This is a genomic window from Arthrobacter sp. NPDC080082, assembly GCF_040686595.1.
In the GTDB taxonomy this organism is placed as follows: Bacteria; Actinomycetota; Actinomycetes; order Actinomycetales; family Micrococcaceae; genus Arthrobacter.
In genome coordinates this window covers 19123-38390 of the sequence record NZ_JBFBKQ010000007.1, presented here as the reverse complement: position 1 = coordinate 38390, position 19268 = coordinate 19123, and the positions used below count along the sequence as shown (strand labels likewise).

General features: G+C 65.5%; 16 protein-coding genes. 6 read left to right on the top strand and 10 right to left on the bottom strand.

Annotated elements, in window-relative coordinates; all coding sequences use genetic code 11:
- Positions 1-264: 264 nt before the first annotated feature.
- The gene (locus AB0O44_RS14450; RefSeq protein ID WP_364138565.1) at positions 265-1452 is read right to left on the bottom strand and encodes a mechanosensitive ion channel domain-containing protein; all 1188 of its coding nucleotides are present in this window, start codon (positions 1450-1452) and stop codon (positions 265-267) included.
- Between the two features lie 70 nt (positions 1453-1522).
- Positions 1523-1792 carry a DUF1508 domain-containing protein gene (locus AB0O44_RS14445; RefSeq protein ID WP_364138563.1) on the bottom strand — a complete coding sequence of 90 codons (270 nt, stop codon included), beginning with the start codon at positions 1790-1792 and terminating at the stop codon, positions 1523-1525.
- A 163-nt stretch (positions 1793-1955) separates the two neighbouring features.
- On the opposite strand from AB0O44_RS14445, the gene AB0O44_RS14440 reads away from it, so the two are divergent.
- Complete coding sequence (locus AB0O44_RS14440) at positions 1956-2273, top strand: acylphosphatase (RefSeq protein ID WP_364138561.1); 318 nt, start codon at positions 1956-1958, stop codon at positions 2271-2273.
- Between the two features lie 47 nt (positions 2274-2320).
- On the opposite strand, the gene AB0O44_RS14435 is transcribed toward AB0O44_RS14440, so the two are convergent.
- Entirely contained in the window at positions 2321-4105 is a 1785-nt protein-coding gene (locus AB0O44_RS14435) for a RecQ family ATP-dependent DNA helicase (RefSeq protein WP_364138559.1), read from the bottom strand.
- Positions 4106-4283: 178 nt separating this feature from the next.
- On the opposite strand from AB0O44_RS14435, the gene AB0O44_RS14430 reads away from it, so the two are divergent.
- Positions 4284-5648 (top strand): MFS transporter, encoded by a 1365-nt coding sequence (locus AB0O44_RS14430; protein WP_364138557.1) that lies wholly within the window; start codon positions 4284-4286, stop codon positions 5646-5648.
- Positions 5649-5674: 26 nt separating this feature from the next.
- Here the strand turns inward: AB0O44_RS14430 and AB0O44_RS14425 are convergent, their stop codons facing one another.
- Positions 5675-6391: a YoaK family protein gene (locus AB0O44_RS14425; protein ID WP_364138555.1), complete on the bottom strand. Its 717-nt coding sequence runs from the start codon at positions 6389-6391 to the stop codon at positions 5675-5677.
- Positions 6392-6639: 248 nt separating this feature from the next.
- Between AB0O44_RS14425 and AB0O44_RS14420 the strand changes: the two genes are divergently transcribed.
- Entirely contained in the window at positions 6640-7074 is a 435-nt protein-coding gene (locus tag AB0O44_RS14420) for a hypothetical protein (RefSeq protein ID WP_364138552.1), read from the top strand.
- 55 nt (positions 7075-7129) lie between these two features.
- On the opposite strand, the gene AB0O44_RS14415 is transcribed toward AB0O44_RS14420, so the two are convergent.
- From AB0O44_RS14415 to AB0O44_RS14405, 3 genes are all read right to left on the bottom strand, one after another.
- On the bottom strand, positions 7130-7708 hold the full coding sequence (locus AB0O44_RS14415; protein WP_364138549.1) for a histidine phosphatase family protein: 579 nt from the start codon (positions 7706-7708) through the stop codon (positions 7130-7132).
- A gap of 85 nt (positions 7709-7793) precedes the next feature.
- Positions 7794-8993 (bottom strand): TerC family protein, encoded by a 1200-nt coding sequence (locus tag AB0O44_RS14410; protein ID WP_364138547.1) that lies wholly within the window; start codon positions 8991-8993, stop codon positions 7794-7796.
- A 114-nt stretch (positions 8994-9107) separates the two neighbouring features.
- Positions 9108-9887 (bottom strand): DinB family protein, encoded by a 780-nt coding sequence (locus tag AB0O44_RS14405; RefSeq protein ID WP_364138544.1) that lies wholly within the window; start codon positions 9885-9887, stop codon positions 9108-9110.
- Positions 9888-10136: 249 nt separating this feature from the next.
- On the opposite strand from AB0O44_RS14405, the gene AB0O44_RS14400 reads away from it, so the two are divergent.
- Together AB0O44_RS14400 and AB0O44_RS14395 are read left to right on the top strand one after the other, a co-directional pair.
- Positions 10137-11426 carry a hypothetical protein gene (locus tag AB0O44_RS14400; protein ID WP_364138542.1) on the top strand — a complete coding sequence of 430 codons (1290 nt, stop codon included), beginning with the start codon at positions 10137-10139 and terminating at the stop codon, positions 11424-11426.
- 212 nt (positions 11427-11638) lie between these two features.
- Entirely contained in the window at positions 11639-12265 is a 627-nt protein-coding gene (locus AB0O44_RS14395; protein WP_364138539.1) for a hypothetical protein, read from the top strand.
- 276 nt (positions 12266-12541) lie between these two features.
- Here the strand turns inward: AB0O44_RS14395 and AB0O44_RS14390 are convergent, their stop codons facing one another.
- On the bottom strand, positions 12542-13537 hold the full coding sequence (locus tag AB0O44_RS14390) for a hypothetical protein (RefSeq protein ID WP_364138537.1): 996 nt from the start codon (positions 13535-13537) through the stop codon (positions 12542-12544).
- Positions 13538-13611: 74 nt separating this feature from the next.
- Here AB0O44_RS14390 and AB0O44_RS14385 point away from each other — a divergent pair, with 74 nt between their 5' ends.
- Positions 13612-16767, top strand: coding sequence for a DUF3427 domain-containing protein (locus AB0O44_RS14385; protein WP_364138534.1), 3156 nt, complete (start codon positions 13612-13614; stop codon positions 16765-16767).
- A gap of 479 nt (positions 16768-17246) precedes the next feature.
- On the opposite strand, the gene AB0O44_RS14380 is transcribed toward AB0O44_RS14385, so the two are convergent.
- Positions 17247-18248 (bottom strand): serine/threonine-protein kinase, encoded by a 1002-nt coding sequence (locus tag AB0O44_RS14380; protein WP_364138531.1) that lies wholly within the window; start codon positions 18246-18248, stop codon positions 17247-17249.
- Between the two features lie 244 nt (positions 18249-18492).
- Positions 18493-19179 (bottom strand): hypothetical protein, encoded by a 687-nt coding sequence (locus AB0O44_RS14375; RefSeq protein ID WP_364138529.1) that lies wholly within the window; start codon positions 19177-19179, stop codon positions 18493-18495.
- Between the last annotated feature and the right edge of the window lie 89 nt (positions 19180-19268).

The following is a 19268-nucleotide window of genomic DNA, read 5'->3' as shown; positions in this document are numbered from 1 at the left end:
CGGCGGCGGGACCGGTCCCGGGTCGGGGATCGGCAAGGGCCCCGGCGGCGTCGGTCCCGGCTCCGGGGCGGGCCCGGGAGCCGGACTCGGCGTCGGCTGGGGGATTGGCGGCGGCGTGGGACCGGGCTCGGGCGGGAACGGGTCCCCGGGCTGCGGTTCCGGCGAGGTGGGGCCGGGTTCCGGCGGGAACGGATCGGGTCCGGGCGGCGGGGGGATGGTCATGCCCCCGATTATCTGCCCGTACACCTTCGCTGGGAAGAGCCCCTAGTTTTGCGAGGCGGCGGACTTGTCCCGGTCCTCGAACACGTCCTCGCCCGGGCCGGAGAAGGCCTTGGAGCGCTCCACCGCCTCCAGGGATCCGGTGAATAGCTGGGAATCGTGCGGGTCGGCCGGGGTCCGGGCATCCGGTGCCACGATCGCGGCCGGCAGCGACTCGAGCCGGAAGTGCGGCAGCGCCGTCGGGTGCTTCTCCTGGAGGAAGAGCACCAGCTCCTCCCGGATCAGGCAGCGCAGGTCGAACAGCGCGGCGCTGTCCGCGGCGCTGACCAGGATCCGGACCCGGACGTAGCCGGCGGTCGCGTCGGTGATCTGCAGGATCCCCACCCGCTGGTCCCAGAGCTCCGTGCCGGCCAGGACCCGCTTCAGCTCGGCCCGCATGGCGGACACGGGCGCGCGCCAGTCCAGGTCGAACTCCACCGTGCCCATCACCTCGGACTGCCGCCGGGTCCAGTTCTCGAACGGGGTGGTGGTGAAGTAGGTCGAGGGCAGGATCAGCCGCCGGTCGTCCCAGATGTGCACCACGATGTAGGTGAGGGTGATCTCCTCGATCCGGCCCCACTCCTTCTGCACCACCACCACGTCATCCACCCGGATGGCGTCGGTGAAGGCCAGCTGGATCCCGGCGAAGACGTTGACCAGGGAGGTCTGCGCCGCCAGGCCGGCCACGATCGAGATCAGGCCCGCGGAGGCCAGCAGCCCGGCGCCCAGGGCCTGGACCGCGGGGAAGGTCAGCAGGATGATGCCCAGCGCCACGATCGCGACCAGGGCCGCGCCGATCCGCCGGGCCAGGATCACCTGGGTGCGCAGCCGCCGGGCCCGCCGGTTGTCCGCCACGTCCACCCGGTAGCGGGTGGTGACCAGGGTCTCGATGATCAGCAGCACGGCGATTGCCAGCCACGCGACGGAGGCGATCAACGCGATCACGAGGCCGTGGTCCAGTGTGCGGCGCCAGTCGGCGTCGTTGGTGGTGGCGGCGAGGGCGATCCGCACGCCGATCAGGCAGAGCGCGAAGCGCAGCGGCAGCCGGGCCACGCGGGAGGTTTCCCGGAGCGCCTCCTGCTTGCGGTTGAGCCGCAGGACGATGCGGCGCACCAGCCAGGAGGCGGCCAGCCCGGCGATGATGGCCAGGGCCACGGCCAGGAAGGGCATTGCGGAGGAGAGGAACTCTTGCATCGTCAAGGTGTAGCAAGGATTCCCGCTCCGGTTGAAATCGCGGCCCTGTCAACGTGGGTCCGCTCACGGTTTACACGGCGGGCAGGTGCCTCCGGAGGTGGTGGTGCCCGGCCCGGGCGGCCTGGCTGCTCTTGGTCCACGTGGTGCCGCCCCAGGGGGTGGCGTGTGATTCCCGGATCAGGCCGGTTCCGGCGCATTCGCGGACGGCCATGATGCCGTCCGCGGCGGAGCGCTTGTCCGTGAAGGGTTTGGAGACAGCGAGCACTGTGCCGTCCGCCCCCAACAGCCGGAACCGGACGTTCGAATCTGTGTCGGTGAAGATCTCGAATTGTCCTGCCATTGTCTTTTCCTTTCAGGCGATCCGGGGCGTGCGCGGGACGTCGGATGGTGTCCCCGGGACCCCGCCGGAGGGTCTTCTTCCACCCTCCGCAATGCCGTGCGGGGGCTGAAAGGGGCGAAGGTCCCGGATACCGGACACTCCGGGGCGGGGCTAGATTGGGTCCATGGCGGAGAATGCGGGGGAGCGGTCCGGGCCCGACGGCGGCGCCGGCGTGCGGCTCACGGCCCGGGTCACGGGCATGGTCCAGGCGGTTGGCTTCCGGTACTGGACGGTGCGGAAGGCCGCCAAGCTGGGGCTCACCGGCACGGTCCGGAACGACGACGACGGCTCGGTGCGGCTCGTGGCGGAGGGGCCGCAGTCGGTGGTGCTGGAGCTCCGGGCCTGGTTGCGGTCCCCGGACGCGCCCGGCCGGGTCGACCAGGTGGAGGAGTCCCTCTCCCCGGCCACCGGCGAGTTCACCGGCTTCGACGTTACGTACTGAGACTTGGAGTGGGCTTTTCGGCCGCGTTCATGTTCAGCTGCCCGGTGTCAGCAGGCACGCTTCAGGAGGCCCCGCTCCAGGACGGCCCGATGGGAGAGGGTCTTGTAGCCCTCGGAATCGAACAGCACGGTGAGGACGTCGCCGTCGCACTGGATCACCTGGCCCGGACCCCAGTCGGCGTGGACCACCGCGGACCCCACCGGAAAGCCGTCCCCGGACTCGCCGCCCCCGGAATCCTTGCCGTCGTCCGCGGCCCCACCCGGAGCAGCCTCTCCTGACTGGCAGGTATCGCAGTTACCGCAGGGCCCGGGCAGCTCTTCGCCGAAGTAGCCCAGCAGGAACTGCCGCCGGCAGTGGTGGGTCTCGGCGTAGCCGCGGATCATCTCCACCCGGGACCGGTCCACCCGCCCCCGCGTCTCGGCGAGGTCGACGGCCAGCGCCAGCGCCGCCTCCGGGTCTCCGGTGAGCCGCACACCGCCGTCGTCGGCGTTAAGCAGACCGGTGTCCTGCAGTTGGTTCAGCAGGGCGGTGATCCGCCGGGACGGGAAGTGGGTCCGGGACGCGAGCTCGTCGCGGGCGAGCGGCGTGTCCTTGGCGGCCAGGACCGCCAGCAGCACCCGCAGGGAGGGCTGGTTCGGCGTGTGCGTGGTGAAGAAGCGGCGCAGGCCCAGGTCCTCGGACCGGTAGTGCAGCACCGCCCGGGCGGGTCGGCCATCACGTCCGGCGCGGCCGAACTGCTGGTAGTAGCTGTCCAGGGATTCCGGGATGTCCGCGTGCAGCACGAAGCGGACGTCCGGCTTGTCGATGCCCATGCCGAACGCGGTGGTCGCCGCCACCACGTCCAGGGTTCCGGCCTGGAAGGCCTCGTGCACCCGGGTGCGCTCGGAGGCGGGCATGCCGGCGTGGTACGCGGCGGCCCGGATCCCGGTCCGGGTCAGTTTCGCCGCGTACTTTTCGGTGTCCTTGCGTTTGGCGGCGTAGATCAGGCCCGGGCCGCGCAGCTCCGCCACGAATCCGGCAGCCTGCGCGGTCACGGACCGGCGCTTTTCCTTGTCCTCGTGATGCCGGGTCACGGCCAGGTGGATGTTCGGCCGGTCGAAGCCACGGACCAGCACCAGCGGCCGGTCCAGGTGCAGCCGCTGCTGGATCTCCTCGCGGACCGGGGCGGCCGCGGTGGCGGTGAGGGCCGCCGTCGTCGGGTTGCCCAGGCGCCCGCGGACCTCGCCCAGGCGCAGGTAGTCGGGGCGGAAGTCGTGGCCCCAGGAGGTGACGCAGTGCGCCTCGTCCACCACCAGCAGCGGAAGCCCCAGCGTGGCGAGCCGCTCCACGGTGCTGTCCTTGGCCAGCTGTTCCGGGGCCAGGAAGAGGAAGGCCGCGGTCCCGTCCTCCGCCGCGGCCCAGGCCCGGTCCTGTTCCGCGGCGGTGTGGGCGGAGTTGATGGCGACGGCGGTGCCCGGCCCGGCGGCGCCGTTGATCCCTTCCAGCTGGTCCTCCTGCAGCGAGATCAGCGGCGAGATCACCAGGGTGGGTCCGCAGCGGGTGCCGGAGCGATGCAGCAGCAGGCCGGGGACCTGGTAGGTCAGCGACTTGCCGTAACTGGTGGGCATCACGGCCAGCAGGTCGCGGCCTGCGGCCAGGGCGGCCATGCCCTCGAGCTGGCCGCCGCGCAGGGTGCCGATGCCGAAGGTCTCCGCCGCGATCCGCTGGAGGTCGGCGTCGCGGGGCCCCGGCGTGCCGGGGCTGGCTTGAGCTGCGGGCGTGCCGGTCACAGCGGGCTCGACGGCGTGGGCGCCGGGCGCGTCGGCGGGCGGGTCTGCGGTGGCCTGGGTCATGGATGCTCCACGCTGAACGGTTCCGGCGGCCGGCTGCTGCAGCTGCACTCCCAGCGTAACGCCGCCCGCAAGGCCCACCCGGGGACCGTGCCGCCGCAACGGGGACGGCCCGCGGCAAGCCGAACCCGCCCGTGGACACCGTTTCGAATCAGCGCCCCGCATGGGACAGACTGTTGCCGTGAGCAACTCTCCCCGGACCGGTCTGGCCATCGCAGGGCTCAGCCTTGGCACCGCGCTGAACCCGTTGAACTCCTCGATGATCGCCGTCGCCCTGGTGGTGCTGCAGGCCGACTTCCAGCTCGACGTCGCCACCGTCACCTGGGTGGTGACCTCGTTCTACCTCACGTCCGCCGCCGGGCAGCCGCTGATGGGCAAGCTGGCGGACCGGTTCGGCCCGCGCCGGCTGTTCCTGCTGGGCATGGTCCTGGTGGCGGCCACCTGCGCCTTCGCCCCGTTCGCGCCCAACTTCGCGCTGCTCTGCGTGGCCCGGGCCTTCATGGCGCTCGGCACCGCGAGCGCCTATCCCAGCGCCGTCGTCATGGTCGCCGCCCTGGCCAAGCAGGCCAACGTGCCCTCCACCCGGCCGCTGGGCCGGATCCAGATGGCCAACACCTCCGCCGCGGCCGTCGGCCCGGTGGTGGGCGGCCTGCTGGTGAGCCTGGTGGGCTGGGAGGCGCTGTTCCTGATCAACGTGCCGCTGGCCCTGGCCTCCATCCTGATCGTCCGCCGCTTCGCCCCCGCGGACGGCGAACGGGAACGCGGCAAGGTGGCGGACCTGGTGCGGGACTCGGACCTGCCCGGCATCGGGGCGTTCATCGGCGCCCTGACGCTGGTGATGATGGCGCTGCTGAACGTGCTGCCCGGCTACCGCTGGTGGCTGCTGGGCGCCGGAGTGGTCCTGGCGGTGCTGTTCGCCGTGCGGGAACTGCGGTTCAGCCCGCCGTTCCTGGACCTGCGGCTGCTCGGCCGGAACCGGCCGCTGCTGCTGGTGTACCTGGGCTTTGTGCTGTTCAGCGGCGTCTACTACTTCGCGTTCTTCGGCCTGCCGCAGCTGCTGCAAACCGCCGGCGGGTACGACCCGGGCGTCGTCGGCCTGCTGATGCTGCCGCTGGCGGCCATCTCCGTGGTGGGCACCCCCGCCGCCGTCAAGGGCATCGACCGGTACGGCGTGCGGCGGGTGCTGATCGCCGGCGTCGTGCTGCTGCTCGCCGCGTCCGGGGCCATGTGGCTGCTGACCGCGTCCCTGGCCGTCCCGCTGGTCCTCGCCATGACCGCACTGCTGGGCGTGCCGTACTGCGTGGTCAGCATCGCCTCCAGCCAGGGCATGTATTCGTCCACCCGGCTGGAGGAGCGCGGCGTCGCGGCCGGGATCTACCAGACCTGCCGGTACCTGGGCGCGATCACCGCCACCGTGCTGATCGGCATCTTCTACGGCAGCGGCGTGAACCAGGCCAACTGGGGGCTGATGGTGTTCGTGATGCTGGGCCTCGGCGCCGTGGTGCTGATGGTCTCGCTCGCCTGGCGGGAACCCAAGACCCGCTAAGCCCAAGGCCCGCGGCCCGGAAACGGTCAGCGCGGGGCCGGCTCCAGCTCGGCGTCGTGGACGGCGCGTTCCCGGGCGATCTCCCCGGTGAGCGCCACCAGCAGGGTCAGCGCCGCCGTCGCCATCACGCCGAGGCCGGGGTGGATGTGCAGCAGCCCCGCGCCCGCGGTGGCGCCGGCCAGGATGAGCACCACGGCGCCCAGCCGGCGGCCGGTGTGCGCGCCGGTGCCGCCGCCCAGCCGGGAGTCGGCGGCCAGACCGGTCAGGGTGGAGGTGACCACCACGGTGGTGACGTCCTTGACGGCCAGATGCCGGGCGGTGGCGGCCTGCATGCCCATTGCCACGGCCAGCGCGCCGGTGATGGTCAGGGTCACCGGGTCCCCGGCGTGCGGGGCGTGGACGGTGAGAACGACGGCGATCGCGCTCATGGTGAGCCCGACGGCGGCCAGCAGCACGGTGGTGCGGCGGCTCCAGCCCGCGGCCTCGGGACGAAGCGTCCGGCCCGCGATCACCGCGCCCACCATGAAGCAGGCCAGCGCGATCGACGGGCCCACCACGGGCAGGTTGTCCGCACCGATCAGCGCCATGCCCAGGATCACCACGTTGCCGGTCATGTTGCCGGTGAACACCCGGTCCAGGCCCAGGTAACCCACGGCGTCGATGATGCCGGTGGAGAAGGTCAGGACCAGCATCAGGGTCAGGTTCAGCCGGTCCGGTTCGGTGGATTTCAGTCGCTTGAGCATGGTGTTGTCTTTCGGTGCGGTGGCCGGTCGGGCGGCGTGCGGGTGGCGGGCTCAGCGGGGGCCGAGCCGGCGGGCCAGGCGCAGCAGGTCCAGGTCACGGTGTACGGGTCCCACAATACTCACGCCGCAGGGCAGCCCGCCGGGTGTGACGAGTGGCAGGGAGAGGGCCGGCGCGTGTTGGGCGGTAATCAGGTTTCCACTGGAAGTTGACCACCGTCCGAGCCGGAGCCTTGGGCCATACTCGAGTCATGAGCCCTTACTTTCGCCGGGAGTCAGCTGAACTACTTACCGAGGACGAAGTTTCTCTGGCCGTGCGTTTTCATCTTGAGGGCGAGGGCTGGACCGTGAAGAGCTGGGCTCCTGCGTTGGGACGGGTACACGGCGACGACATAGTTGCCCAGCAAGCTGATCGCCTTCTTATTATCGAGGCTAAGGGTGAGGGAAGCTCAGATCCGCTGAGCAAGAGATTCGGGAGCCCTTTCAACGGCAGCCAGGTCACTACGCATGTTGCCATGGCGACCTACAAAGCTTTGCACGCGGCTTCCCGGGGAGCCGAAGCTGGAATCGCTCTGCCCGATAATGCCTTACACCGGATGTCATTTGGAAAAATTCAGCCGGCACTTTCCGGGCTAGGCATCTCAGTTTTTTGGGTATCACGTGACGCCGATGTGTCCATCTCCTGACTCGAGAAGACGATGAAAATTGGGATTGCCGCAGCCACGAGTGTGACGCGGCGGATTACACGATGGTGCTGAGGCGCTCGCCGTTGAAGTATTCGAGCTTCCAGCCGTCTTCCGGGTGGTGGTGGGCCAGGTTGAGGGCGGCGTTCTCCACACTGTCCAGGTGGCGTCCGGCTGCCCGGCTGAGGCTGACCCGCAGGAGGGACCCGTGTGCCACCACCAGGACGTGGCCGCCGCGGTACTCCTCGGCCAGGGCCTCCAGGGCGGCGAGCCCGCGCCCGGCGGCGTCCTCCTCGCTCTCGGCGCCGCGGAAGCCGTTGGGGATCCGCAGTTTGTCCAGCTCGGGGCCGTCGGTCATGCCCTCGGCGGGGCCGTAGGCGCGTTCGGTGAGCTCGGGGACACGGCGGGCCACGCTGAGGCCCAGCCCGGCGGCGATCAGGTCCGCGGTTTCGGCGGCCCGGCTCAGCGGCGAGGAGACAATCGCATCCCACCGGTAAGCGGAGAGGGCGGCGACGGCGTCGCGCGCCTGGGCGCGGCCGACGTCGTTGAGCGGGATGTCGGTGGACCCCTGCAACCTGCGCTCGGCGTTCCAGTCGGTCTGGCCGTGGCGGATGAGGGCGAAGGTTGTGAGGGTCATGCTTCCATTCTGCCGCGCCGCCGCTGGGCCCGTGAAAAATGGCCGGTGAAAAGCGGCCGGGCAGCGGGGCAGCAGGAAGTGGGACCTACCGCAACCCCTCCCGCTGCAGCGCCTTGTCGTGTTCGGCGTGGGCGCGGCGCAGCAGGTCCTTGAACTCGGTCTCGTGGTGGACCAGGGACTTGTACTTCTCCGGCAGGGCTTGGAGCTGCTGTTCCTCGGCCACCATCTTGGCGAAGATCCGCTCGCGCTCGGTGATGTCGGTTTCGTAGTTGAGGTCCAGGTATTCGACGGCGTGCCGCTTGGCGCCGGAAACGGCGTTCTTGGCCTTGCCCTTGGGGCTGAAGATGGAGGCCAGGACCGTGATGGTGAGGACGCCCAGGATCACCAGCAGGGACGCGCCGGTGCTGACCTCGATCACGTTGACGTGTTCGCCGTCGTTGATGAACGGCAGGTTGTTCTCGTGCAGGGCGTGCAGCACCAGCTTGACGCCGATGAAGCCCAGCACGGCGGCCAGCCCGTAGGAGAGGTAGATGAGCCGGTCCAGCAGCCCGTCGATCAGGAAGTAGAGCTGCCGCAGGCCCATCAGGGAGAACGCGGTGGCGGTGAAGACCACGAAGACGTTCTGGGTCAGGCCGAAGATGGCGGGGATGGAGTCGAGGGCGAAGAGGATGTCCGTGCCGCCGATCGCCACCATCACCAGGAGCATGGGGGTGAGGACGCGTTTGCCGTTCTCGACCGTGAAGAGTTTGTCGCCGTCGTAGTTGGACGACGCCGGGAGGAACTTCTTGGTGAGCCGGACGATCAGGCCGTCCTTCTCGTCGTCCTCGTGGGAGTCGGGCTTGAGCAGGTTGCCGGCGGTGAGAAGGAGGATCAGGCCGAAGATGTAGAACACCCAGGAGAAGCTGCTGATCAGGGCCGCGCCCAGGAAGATGAACGCGGTGCGGGCGATCAGGGAGAAGACGATGCCGAACAGCAGCGCCTTCTGCTGGTCCGCCCGCGGCACCCGGAAGCTGGACATGATGATGAGAAAGACGAAGAGGTTGTCCACGGAGAGGGCCTTCTCAGTGACGTAGCCGGCGAAGTATTCGGTCCCCATGTCCACGCCGCCGAAGATCAGCACGCCGACGCCGAACAGCAGCGCCAGGCCCACGTAGATGGAGGACCAGATGGTCGCTTCCTTCAGGCTGGGGGTGTGGGCCTTGCGGACGTGGAAAAAGAAATCGAAGGCCAGCAGGCCCACAATTCCGATGATGGTCAGTATCCAGACGGTGGTGGGAACCTGCATGTTGCCTCATTAGGTGTCGGCCGGGGTGGTCGGCGGGGGCGTGGTACCTAGGCCAACGAACGCGGTTCCCTGTCAGTGCCGGGTTTTTCTCCCGTTTTTCATCAGATTTGTTTGCTATGTGACTCCGTGCTCGGGGCGCCGCCGGCGCCGTGTTCGACGGCGTCGAGGTCGCGGAGGGCGTACCGCAGGTGGTCCCACTCCTCGTTGAGGATGGTGTGCAGGCAGGAGCGGACGGTGACCGCGTGGTCCGGCGCCCACGGGTTCCGACGCTCTGCGTCCAGGTCTTGCGGGCGCGACGGCGGCGAGGAAGTCCCGGACCATCGTCTGCCGGTCTTGTCGCGCTCCCAAGACTTCTTGGTACCGCGGCGGTTCGGCGGCGAAGACGGAGAGGTCGTAGCCGTCGGTTTCGAATTCTGCGTTGGGCTGCCCCAGGGAGTGGTACGGCTGCTCGATCTCCAGGATGGCCTTGCGCAGCCAGGTGTCCGTGGCCATCACCAGGTGGCGTAGGGTCTGGGCGAAGGACCATTCCCCGTCCACCTGTACCTCGAGTGCGCTGGCCGGCTGAGCCGCTGCCCGCTCCAGCGCCTGTTCCCAGGCCTCCTCCAGCCGGGTCCAGGCGTGCCGGAGCCCGTCCGGGTCCGTGGCCCGGCGTTCGGCCCGGCCGGGGAAGCGGCGGTTGAGTTCGGCCTCCACCAGCGGCACGATGTCGACGCCGTTGAGCAGCAGCGTGCTCCCGTCCTCGGCCAGCCAAGGCGCGTCAATATCCGCCCCGGACAGATCCACGCCCCGCATCACCGCGCCGGAAAGGTCCGCCCGGATGAATTTCGCGCCGCGCAGGTTGGTGGCGGTGAAGGTGGCACCGTGGAGATCGTCCGTGTGATCGAAGGTTTTCATGGCGGTTACTGTGGCACGGCTGGGCTTGGCGGTGGAAGGGCACCCTTCCGGGGTGTCGAAAATAGCGTTCGCATCCCTAGGCAAAGCGCCGATATCACAAGAGGCTTGCGTCATTTGAGCGTGTAAGGCGCGCCGTACCTTGGTGGTCGGAGGTGCCCCATAGAATCGCCAAAGATCTGAAGCGGACCGTAGGAAAGCTCGTCCGTACCACTTTCACCTCTCTTAGAGGCGCAACCCAAGGAGTCAGCGATGCCCGACATCGAGAACATTACGTTGGAGGCGGAGCTCGACGGAGAAGACGCCACGCGTGATATCGCAAAGGCAGTGAGCGCCCGTCACACCATTGCTCGTAAGTACGTCATGAGGCTCCGACGGCGGCATCCTGAGGCCACGCCGGCCGAGGTCATTCAGATGCTGGAGCGTCATTACGCGACGTCGATCACCACCGCTGGTGCCCTTATCAGCGCCGGTGCGATCGCCGCTGACATCGGCATTTCCATGATCCCCGGGGCAGGGGCCGCTGCAGCCGGAGTGAAAATCGCAGGGCAACAGGCCGCCAAGAAATCGCTCCAGACTGCCGCAAAGAGCGCCGCGAAACAGGCGGCAAAGAATATGGCGATGAGTACTGCGAAGAACGGTGCTCAACGAGCTGCGGCTCTCCTTCCAGCTGGCGATGAGCAGCTGCAATTTGAAATCACGGCGGTGTTCGCGCTCGCCATTGCCGATATCCACGGGATGGATCTCGACAAAGATCAAGCCCTGGCTCTCGTCTACGGGCTTTCAAACGAACGCGTTAGCCAGAAACAAATTGCGACGATGGCCACGGACCTATCGAGCGCGTCGGCCGAAGGCGCCATCGTGAGTAGCAACACGGCCACGGCTGGTCGATCGGACTGGTCGCACTGGGCGAACACCCTCGCAGACAGCCTTCCGGGAGGCGCAGCTCAGAGTCTGGTTCGCACCATCGAGACCGGTGAGCTGGATACCGTCCGCCAAAATTTGAGCGGGAAGCAGCAGGCCACGATCGAATACGGCGTCGGAGCCATCACCGGCGGCGTCACGCGCTTCGTGTTCGGGCGCGAAGTCGTGAATGCGGCCCGGGCCGCGTTTGCCGAAGCCCCCGAGGTATTCCCCGAACACCTCGACATCCCCGCCGGGCCCGAGGGCGAGGATGGCGATCCAGATCAGAACCGTGCTCTCGCAGCCATGGAGGATGCCGCGAAGCTGACGGGAAACTGGATAGCGGATACTGCCACCACGGTGGGAGGCGGCGTAGCCACGGGCGCTGCGGTGGTCGGCTCCGGAGTGGCTACAGCGGCCGGCACCGTGTCGAGGGTATTTCGGAGCGTTGACATCGACGGCGACGGAATTCCGGACGAGCCCCAGGCGCTGACGGCAGTCAAGGGTGTCGGCGGTGCTATCGCCGGAACGGCGGGCAACATCGGCGGGAACGTGGCGGGTCTCTTCAAACGAAAGAAGCGCGGCGAACAGGCTGCTGAAGGGACCGCCGTAAGTGTCGAGGAACCGATTAAAGAGTGAACCTGCAATAAAGTCGTGGAGCGCGGTGGGCCTAATGCGTCCGCAAAGGCGGCGATGCCTCCGGCCAGGGGACCGGATTGGCGGGCCCCTGTCGACTTCCCGTCAGATCCAAACATGGTTCCAGGGGACGTGTTTTGACTGTCTGGTGCGGCCAGGCAAGCCTGCTTGATTTGAAGGTCTTGATGTCAAGAGAAACTGGGGATTGAATCGTCATGAAGTTTTTGAAAGCACGAGTATTGCTTTGGCCGGCCTTGTTGCTTTTGGTGTTGCTGGGCGGTGGAGCGGTCGGCGCATTCGCGTCAGGCGGGCTTAACGCACTCGCTCTCAAGCCCCTCTTCAGCAGCAGCTCCAGCGAACGCGATTCTCAAGTGGTTCGGGCCGTCACGCGCGTTCAGGAAGTCGCCTTGCTTAGTCTTCACATCGAGGGCATCGACAGGTTTGAAAGCAATAGGGAGATTTTTGGCGTAGTCGTGCCTATGAGCGAGAAAGCGACGATGCTTCAGTATGAGTTTGATGCCAAATTGGGCATCGATGGGTCCAAGGTGAAGATTGAAACCACCGGCCCCAAATCGTTCCAGGTGACTATCCCGCAGTTCACTGGCATCGGCTTTGACAACCCCAACTTCAAGGACCCGGTGGAGAGCAACAACACTCTCGGCTGGTTGGCCGAGCCAGCTGTCCAAACACGGATGGTCAACAACATCCTCAGTGATGAGAACAAGCAAAAGTACATCGCTCAGAATGAAGATGCCTTGAAAGAACAGGCCAAGGTGTTCTACTCGGGAATCATTAGCGGCGTCGATCCCGAGGTCACCGTGGACTTTGAGTTCGCAGGGTAGATGTCCGCGACGCCACCTCCGCGCTGGGTCGGCCGCCGAGTAATTAACTGAAGGCATTGGTGAGCCCGGCAACCATGGTAAGAGTGGTTCGGACGAGGTGAACCCTTCTCGGAATTCAGCAGAAACCGAAGATGCCGCCAGCATCCGCAGTTTGGATGAGTTTTGAGCCAATGCGGCTAAGCGCGAGCGCTTGATTCCATTGACAATAGCCATGCGTAACGTCGGAAATTCAAGCTATCAGCCATAGCTGTGAACGAATGAGATCGCATAATAGGATCAAGCCTCATCGATGACGACGGAGCTCCCGTTGACCTGCAACCAAATGCTTCTATTTGGTCTGCCGATCGAACTCATGATGGACCTTCCAAGTCCTATGGTTCCTGATCGCGACCCGTTCACCCGCCAGCGCGCCTCGATAATCTGTCCCAGATAGGTCACAGATAGGAAGCCATCGGCTGCCGGCAGCGCAAATTTTGAGCGCGACGGAATACGCAGATTAGAGCCGGCGCGATCCTTTTCCGTAATGACTTGCGACTCAATGCGTGTCCCAATTTCGGAGCCCTCGGCACGCGAAGATGTCAGCGCCGGACGTGCGGAAATGGGGGCAGCTAGGGGAAACACAGGTTCTTCGTGTTCAACAGTAATGGGTGAAGAAGCCGGGTTGGTGCGCCTTGTCTTGTACTCGTGTAGTCCGTGTCTCTTCCGAAGCCCCGCTTGGACATCGACGGTCGCAAACGGCGCAATTCGCTCGGAATCGTGAAGGTTTTGCCGCACCGACGGCGGCACAGAGGCGGAGAACGTCCTAAGCATCAACGCCTCTTTAGATTTCGGGACGTCAGCTGATGCGTAGTGGACAAAAAGCGTCTCTAGATCGAGCAAAGTCTTCAGCCACCAACCACCCGCGTGCGGTGATCGCTGACCTATGCGAGTGACGTAATACTGGTTGACCCGCTTCCGGACAGAGATGCCGGCGAGGCCGATGTAAAGGATTGCGGTATCAGGGATCCAAAAGGAGCCGATTCTCTCTGAAAGTTCATCATGGGTTGCGGGCCTGCCATCGATCGTTACCGACGGGCATGCTGTCTTGAGCGAATATAACGCCTTGGGGTCGGGATGATACGTCCCCGTCCGTCCGATTGGATCGCCGAGATCAGGGGTGGATGCGACGACATAGACACCGGGCCGATCCAATGGAATTTGATCTCCCCACTTCACAACGCCGCCCGGGTTGAGCCCACATTCTATAAAGAGGTCCCCCACTGAAATGGTCATTTGCCAATGTTAGGGGACACCCCGGACAGAACGACTTGTTGGTATTTGGCGGCCCAGCCAAATACCCTGGCGCAGTGACTGATTCCATTGGGGGAGCGGCGGCGGAACAGTTGCCCGAAGGCTTGTACGAACTGCTCAACACGGATGCCCTCGGTGACCATCTGAGCCAAGTGCACGAACTGCAGCCAGTCTTCGCAGACATCGACGACGAAGACTCCCCGGACATCCTCTCCCGCCACATAGCAGAAGCCGTCCGCCGAGCTCTCTCAGCAGCCAAACCAGCCGACCGCGTCGCCCTCGCGAACAGGCTCCTCCAGGAACTGAACACGGAGGAACGCATCGCCCCGGGCCCAACCCAACTCCAGTCCCTGCACCGCCCGGACACGCTCAAGCGCCGCAGCCTGCGCCGCCCCAGCACCAGGCTGAGCGACTCCGCCCTGCTCACCAACAGCAAGGACGATCCCAACCTCGCTGCGGAACTCAGGACCGAAATCGAATCCGCCAACACCGTGGACCTGCTCTGCGCCTTCGTCCGGTGGACCGGGCTGAGACTTCTCGAACCAGCGCTGGCGCAACTCAGGGAGCGCGGCGCCAAACTCCGCGTCATCACCACCACCTACATGGGTGCCACGGAACGCCGCGCCATCGACGAACTCGTCAACCGGTACGGCGCCGAGGTGAAGATCAACTACGAAACCCAGGCCACCCGCCTGCACGCCAAGGCCTGGCTGTTCCGCCGCAACTCCGGCTTCGACACCGCCTACGTCGGCAGCTCCAACCTCAGCCAGGCCGCGCTCCTGGACGGCCTCGAATGGAACGTCCGGCTCAGCTCCGTCGGCACACCGACCCTGCTGCAAAAGTTCGAAGTCACCTTCGACAGCTACTGGGAGCAGCGGGCCTTCCAGAGCTACGATCCGGAACGTGACGGCGAAAAGCTGGACGCCGCACTGGAACGCAACGGGGGCCGGCGTACAGCGGTGCCCGGCGCGGCCACGGGACTTGAGCTCCAGCCGTTCCTTCATCAGGAAGAGATGCTCGAAGACCTGGAAGCCGAAAGGCTCAAGGGCTTCAACCACAATCTCCTGGTCGCCGCCACCGGCACCGGCAAGACCGTCATCGCCGCCCTGGACTACAAGCGACTCTGTAAAGCGGCCGGCAAGACCCTGAAGCTGCTCTTCGTCGCGCACCGCCAGGAAATCCTCAAGCAGGCCATGCGCACCTACCGCGACGTGATGCAGGACGGCGCCTTCGGCGAACTCTACGTCGGGGAACACAAACCCGGGCAGTGGAAGCACATCTTCGCCTCCGTCCAGTCGCTGTCCTCCCTCGGCATTGAACAGCTGGCACCCGACTTCTTTGACGTGGTCGTCATCGACGAGTTCCACCACGCCATGGCGCCCACCTACCGCCGGCTGCTGGACCACCTGCAGCCGCAGCAACTCCTGGGACTGACTGCGACGCCGGAACGCGGCGACGGCGTCGACGTCGCTCAGCAGTTCTTCGACGGGCGCACCGCCAGCGAACTGCGTCTCTGGGACGCCCTGGACGCCGATCTGCTGGTGCCGTTCCACTACTTCGGCGTCTCCGACGACGTCGACCTCAGCCGGCTGGAATGGAAACGCGGCAACTACGACACCGCCCAGCTGAGCAGCCTCTACACCGGCAACGACGCCCGCGCCGCAAAGGTGATCCGCGAACTCCGCGACAAGGTCACCAGCACCGAGCAGATGCGGGCCATCGGCTTCTGCGTCTCGGTCCAGCACGCCCACTACATGGCGGAGGTCTTCAACCGAACCGGGATCGCCTCCGTCGCCGTCGACGGCAGCACCGACGACGCCGAGCGGGCGGCGGCGTTGAACCGTCTCGCCGCACGCGAGATCAACTGCATCTTCGCCGTCGACCTCTTCAATGAGGGTCTGGACCTGCCGCAGGTGGACACCATCCTGATGCTCCGGCCCACGCAGAGCGCCACGATCTTCCTCCAGCAACTGGGGCGCGGGCTGCGCCGCGCCGAGGACAAGGCGGTGCTAACCGTTCTGGATTTTATCGGCCAGCAGCGCCGTGAGTTCCGCTTCGACCTGCGCTACCGGGCGCTCACCGGCTACGGGCGCAAGGAACTGGAAAAGGCTGTCGAGGACGAGTTCCCGTACCTGCCGTCGGGTTCGCAGATCGTGCTGGACCGAGTGGCGCAGAAGGTGGTGCTGGACAACATCAAGGTGCAGCTGCGGTTCAACCGTGCGCAACTGGTACGGGACATCGCTTCATATGCGGAGACGGAGCTGGAAGCCTATCTGCAGCGGTCCGGGAACCATGTGAAGTCGATCTACCGGTCCGTCAAGGACTCGTGGACCGGCTACCTTCGCCAGGCCGGCCTGATCGACGGGTTCTCGCCGTTGGAGAGGGTCCTCAGCGGAAGGATCCGGGAGCTCTCCGGCGCCGACGAAAATAGGCTCCTCGGCCGGATGGCCGCGCTGATCCATGTGGACGATCGGGAACGCGCCGAGGCATACTCAATGCTCGTCGGCCCCGACGCGCCCTGCTACGCCGAGCTCGGAATGCGTGAGCAGACGTTCGCCCGCATGCTCTTCTACATACTCTGGGACGACGGCGGCGGGTTCCAGTCGTACGACGCCGGGCTGGACTATCTGCGCGGCTACCAGTTCGTTTGCGACGAGATCCGCCAAGTTGTGAGGCTCGGAGTGGCCGCGTCCAAGCATGCGGCCAAGGGTTTGGGCGCGGGGCTGCAGCACGTTCCGCTGCTCTCGCACGCCACCTACCGGCGTGAGGAAATCCTGGCGGCGCTGCAGTACGGCTCGCTGGAGCTCGGCAAGAACGTGCAGCACCGGGAAGGCGTGGCGTGGTGCCCTGCGACGTCCACGGACGCTTTCTTCGTCACGCTCAACAAGGACGACAAGAAGCACTCCGCGACCACCATGTATAGGGACTACGCCATCAGCCCGGAGCTGTTCCACTGGGAATCGCAGAACGCGACGTCCCCCGGAAGCCCGACCGGCAAGCGTTACCTGGACCGGGCCGCGCACGGCTCGAAGATCCTTATCTTCACTCGAAATACTTCAGAGGACGAGACCGGCCTGACTGTTCCGTACTCGTGCCTCGGCCAGGTGGACTACGTGCAGCACGCGGGGGAGAAGCCGATCGCTATCACGTGGAAGCTGCACCGGCCTATGCCGGCTGATGTGTTCGCGACGGCGGCCGCAGTGGCGCAGTAACGTCGCGCGTGCCCGCTCTACGCCTGGGAAACTAAGCCTCTCCTGCACGACCAGGTCAGTCCTCCGGATTCCGCCAGGTACTGGGGTTGCCGTTGTAAGCCCACCGGGAAAGGCCCGAACGACCGGTTGGCACGCGTCGTCCTTCAGCAGGGGGGGGGCTCGGCCGGAGGGGCCCGCGGCCCTCTTAGAACCCTCCGTGTCTACGCAGGCACAAAGAGTAGGTGAGCGTTCCCCGGGGAGCCGAACGGGGTAGCTTGTCTCTACAAGAGCGTGGTGCATAATCTTCAACATCAAAACCACGGATTCACCCATGGGAACCGGTCTTAGCCTCGTTGCGGCTAAGGTTGACTCATTCGATTGGGTGGTTAGGGTCGCGGCGAGCTTCGCTCGTTGAGGTGTCCCTCGCTGCCCTTCATTGCATAAGGTTCACCGGCCCACTGCCAGCTACCCCTATGCTTCGAAATCTGACTAAGGGGCGTCTAATCCGATAGGTCCGTGAACAACGACCGCAGAGATGTAGACAGAGACGAGTTGATCACTGTTCGCGTGGCGACTCCGGAAACTGCCCGCCCACTTGGCATGTGAAACGCCCGGACTATAACCTCCCGTCGGCTGATGTGTTCGGAACACACACCGAGCGGTCCGCGTCTGCGGGTCGCCGTGCTCAGGGCGCAGTACTCGTGGCCGTCGTGACGGACACGATGCCAGTCGCGGCGACTACCGAGCGACGTCGCTAATGCATTGCCGAAAGCAGCAGCCGACGCGTGCCGAGCGGCCGGCGCCATGCTCAGGCCACGTCGTACGACCGCGGCTACGGACCGAGGTACGTGCGGAGCTGCGTCGGTGATGTTCCGAATGCGGCCTGCAGCGATCAAGATCTGTTGTTCTGCTCGTGGGATGCGATGATCCACTGGGTATTCGCCCGACAGGAGGAAAAAGACTGTAGCTGCAATTGAGTACACGTCCGTGGCGATGCTGCAGAATCCGCTGTCGGGCGCAGCTTCTGGCGCGAGGGTGCACCAACTACCGTTACGGGGAGCGAGGCCATCTCCGTCAAGGATGTTGCAGAATTCAACGTCGGAGACAAAAACGTTGTCACCGTTCACAAGTGCGTTAGCGGGCTTGATGTCTCGGTGCACCATGCCGGAAGCATGCACGGTGTCGATGCCGGCAGCGATTTGATGACCGTAGCGGACGGCGAGACTGACAGGCAGTCCGTCAGGGCGCGCAAGCGATTCGAGGTCGCCCCCCTCCACTAACGGGGTGACGATGTAACGGAGGTCGCTGTTCAGCACAATGTCAGCGTTTAAGACTGGAACGATAAACGTGCTGCGAAGCCGCTCAAGTCGCCTTGCCTCGTCCCACGTCTGCGGTTGACCACCGGAGGTGGGTTCGAGCAGCTTGAATGCCACGGTGCGGTCGAGGTGCTTATCGTGCGCCTTGTAGACCTGACCGTCACTGCCGAGCTTCTTCTCCAGCACATACCGATCGTTCACCGTCGTGCCGCTTGGATATTCCGTGTCCCCCACATCGAATAGGATACTGTGCCATATGCGCGTTCTTGGAGTCGTAGTCGTCCCTAGCGGAAAACATCCTCGCGTCCATGCAGTCATCCTTGAGGGATCGCTCGATGACCCGATTGCGACCAGCTGCTTCGACGTCCGAACATCAGCGCTCGAACCATCCGAACAGGCAGTCGATCTTGCCAGGATGCTCAGCGGGAAACTAGGTAGTCAGAACATCAGTGCCGCTGGTATCCGCAGTGCCGGCACAACGCCAGTTGGTCGCAGGTCTAAGGCCGCCTTCTCGCGGGCACATTGCGAGGGGTCCTTGCTGTTCGTGCTCCGCGAAGGACTTGGTAAGCCCATCAGTGTCGTTGATCCGAATGGCGCGGCTCGCGCCATTGGCCTCAAGCGCGCTGCCCTGGACGATCTTGCTGCGAGGCTCGCGTTGACGCTGGACGGCGCGAACGCTGACGCCATAATCGCTGGTTTGTCCGCTATGAGTCTTGGCCGCGACGACTGACGAGGGGTCGCAGACGATGAGGGTGTCGACCCCGTCAATAGCCCACTGCAGGTCCAAATCCGTCAGAGAATTGATGACGACCGCAATCAACCATTCGGGTTCGACAGCGTCCCGAACCCGTTGGGCGGCGTTGGCAACTAAGGTTCCGCTGGCGATGTTGACGTCGAGCACCACCGTGCGGGCCGAACGGCCACCGCGCAACGACGGATCCAGCATCATAGCCGCGCCCAGCAGCCGTTCTGCCGCCGGGCTCGCGGGCTCGACGGTGAAGTGCTTCCACTCAGAGACGCATGCAAGAAATGAACGCGCGGACTCGGCCAGATTGCCAAAGCTGTCGTGGGCGTGGACTTTCTCGTCTCCATGCCGCATTAGTTCAAACAGGTCCATTTGACTCTCCCTCACACAAGACTAATTACACCGCACCGTCAAGCCGGGAGAAACGCCCAGATCTGTCGAACATCTTGGCAGATGGCGTA

Coding starts and splice junctions, on each gene's coding strand:
- AB0O44_RS14400 (WP_364138542.1), top strand. CDS start 10,137: ATGCCCGACATCGAGAACATTACGTTGGAGGCGGAGCTCGACGGAGAA.
- AB0O44_RS14395 (WP_364138539.1), top strand. CDS start 11,639: ATGAAGTTTTTGAAAGCACGAGTATTGCTTTGGCCGGCCTTGTTGCTT.
- AB0O44_RS14445 (WP_364138563.1), bottom strand. CDS start 1,792: ATGGCAGGACAATTCGAGATCTTCACCGACACAGATTCGAACGTCCGG.
- AB0O44_RS14450 (WP_364138565.1), bottom strand. CDS start 1,452: ATGCAAGAGTTCCTCTCCTCCGCAATGCCCTTCCTGGCCGTGGCCCTG.
- AB0O44_RS14425 (WP_364138555.1), bottom strand. CDS start 6,391: ATGCTCAAGCGACTGAAATCCACCGAACCGGACCGGCTGAACCTGACC.
- AB0O44_RS14415 (WP_364138549.1), bottom strand. CDS start 7,708: ATGACCCTCACAACCTTCGCCCTCATCCGCCACGGCCAGACCGACTGG.
- AB0O44_RS14375 (WP_364138529.1), bottom strand. CDS start 19,179: ATGGACCTGTTTGAACTAATGCGGCATGGAGACGAGAAAGTCCACGCC.
- AB0O44_RS14420 (WP_364138552.1), top strand. CDS start 6,640: ATGAGCCCTTACTTTCGCCGGGAGTCAGCTGAACTACTTACCGAGGAC.
- AB0O44_RS14440 (WP_364138561.1), top strand. CDS start 1,956: ATGGCGGAGAATGCGGGGGAGCGGTCCGGGCCCGACGGCGGCGCCGGC.
- AB0O44_RS14390 (WP_364138537.1), bottom strand. CDS start 13,537: ATGACCATTTCAGTGGGGGACCTCTTTATAGAATGTGGGCTCAACCCG.
- AB0O44_RS14410 (WP_364138547.1), bottom strand. CDS start 8,993: ATGCAGGTTCCCACCACCGTCTGGATACTGACCATCATCGGAATTGTG.
- AB0O44_RS14435 (WP_364138559.1), bottom strand. CDS start 4,105: ATGACCCAGGCCACCGCAGACCCGCCCGCCGACGCGCCCGGCGCCCAC.
- AB0O44_RS14405 (WP_364138544.1), bottom strand. CDS start 9,887: ATGAAAACCTTCGATCACACGGACGATCTCCACGGTGCCACCTTCACC.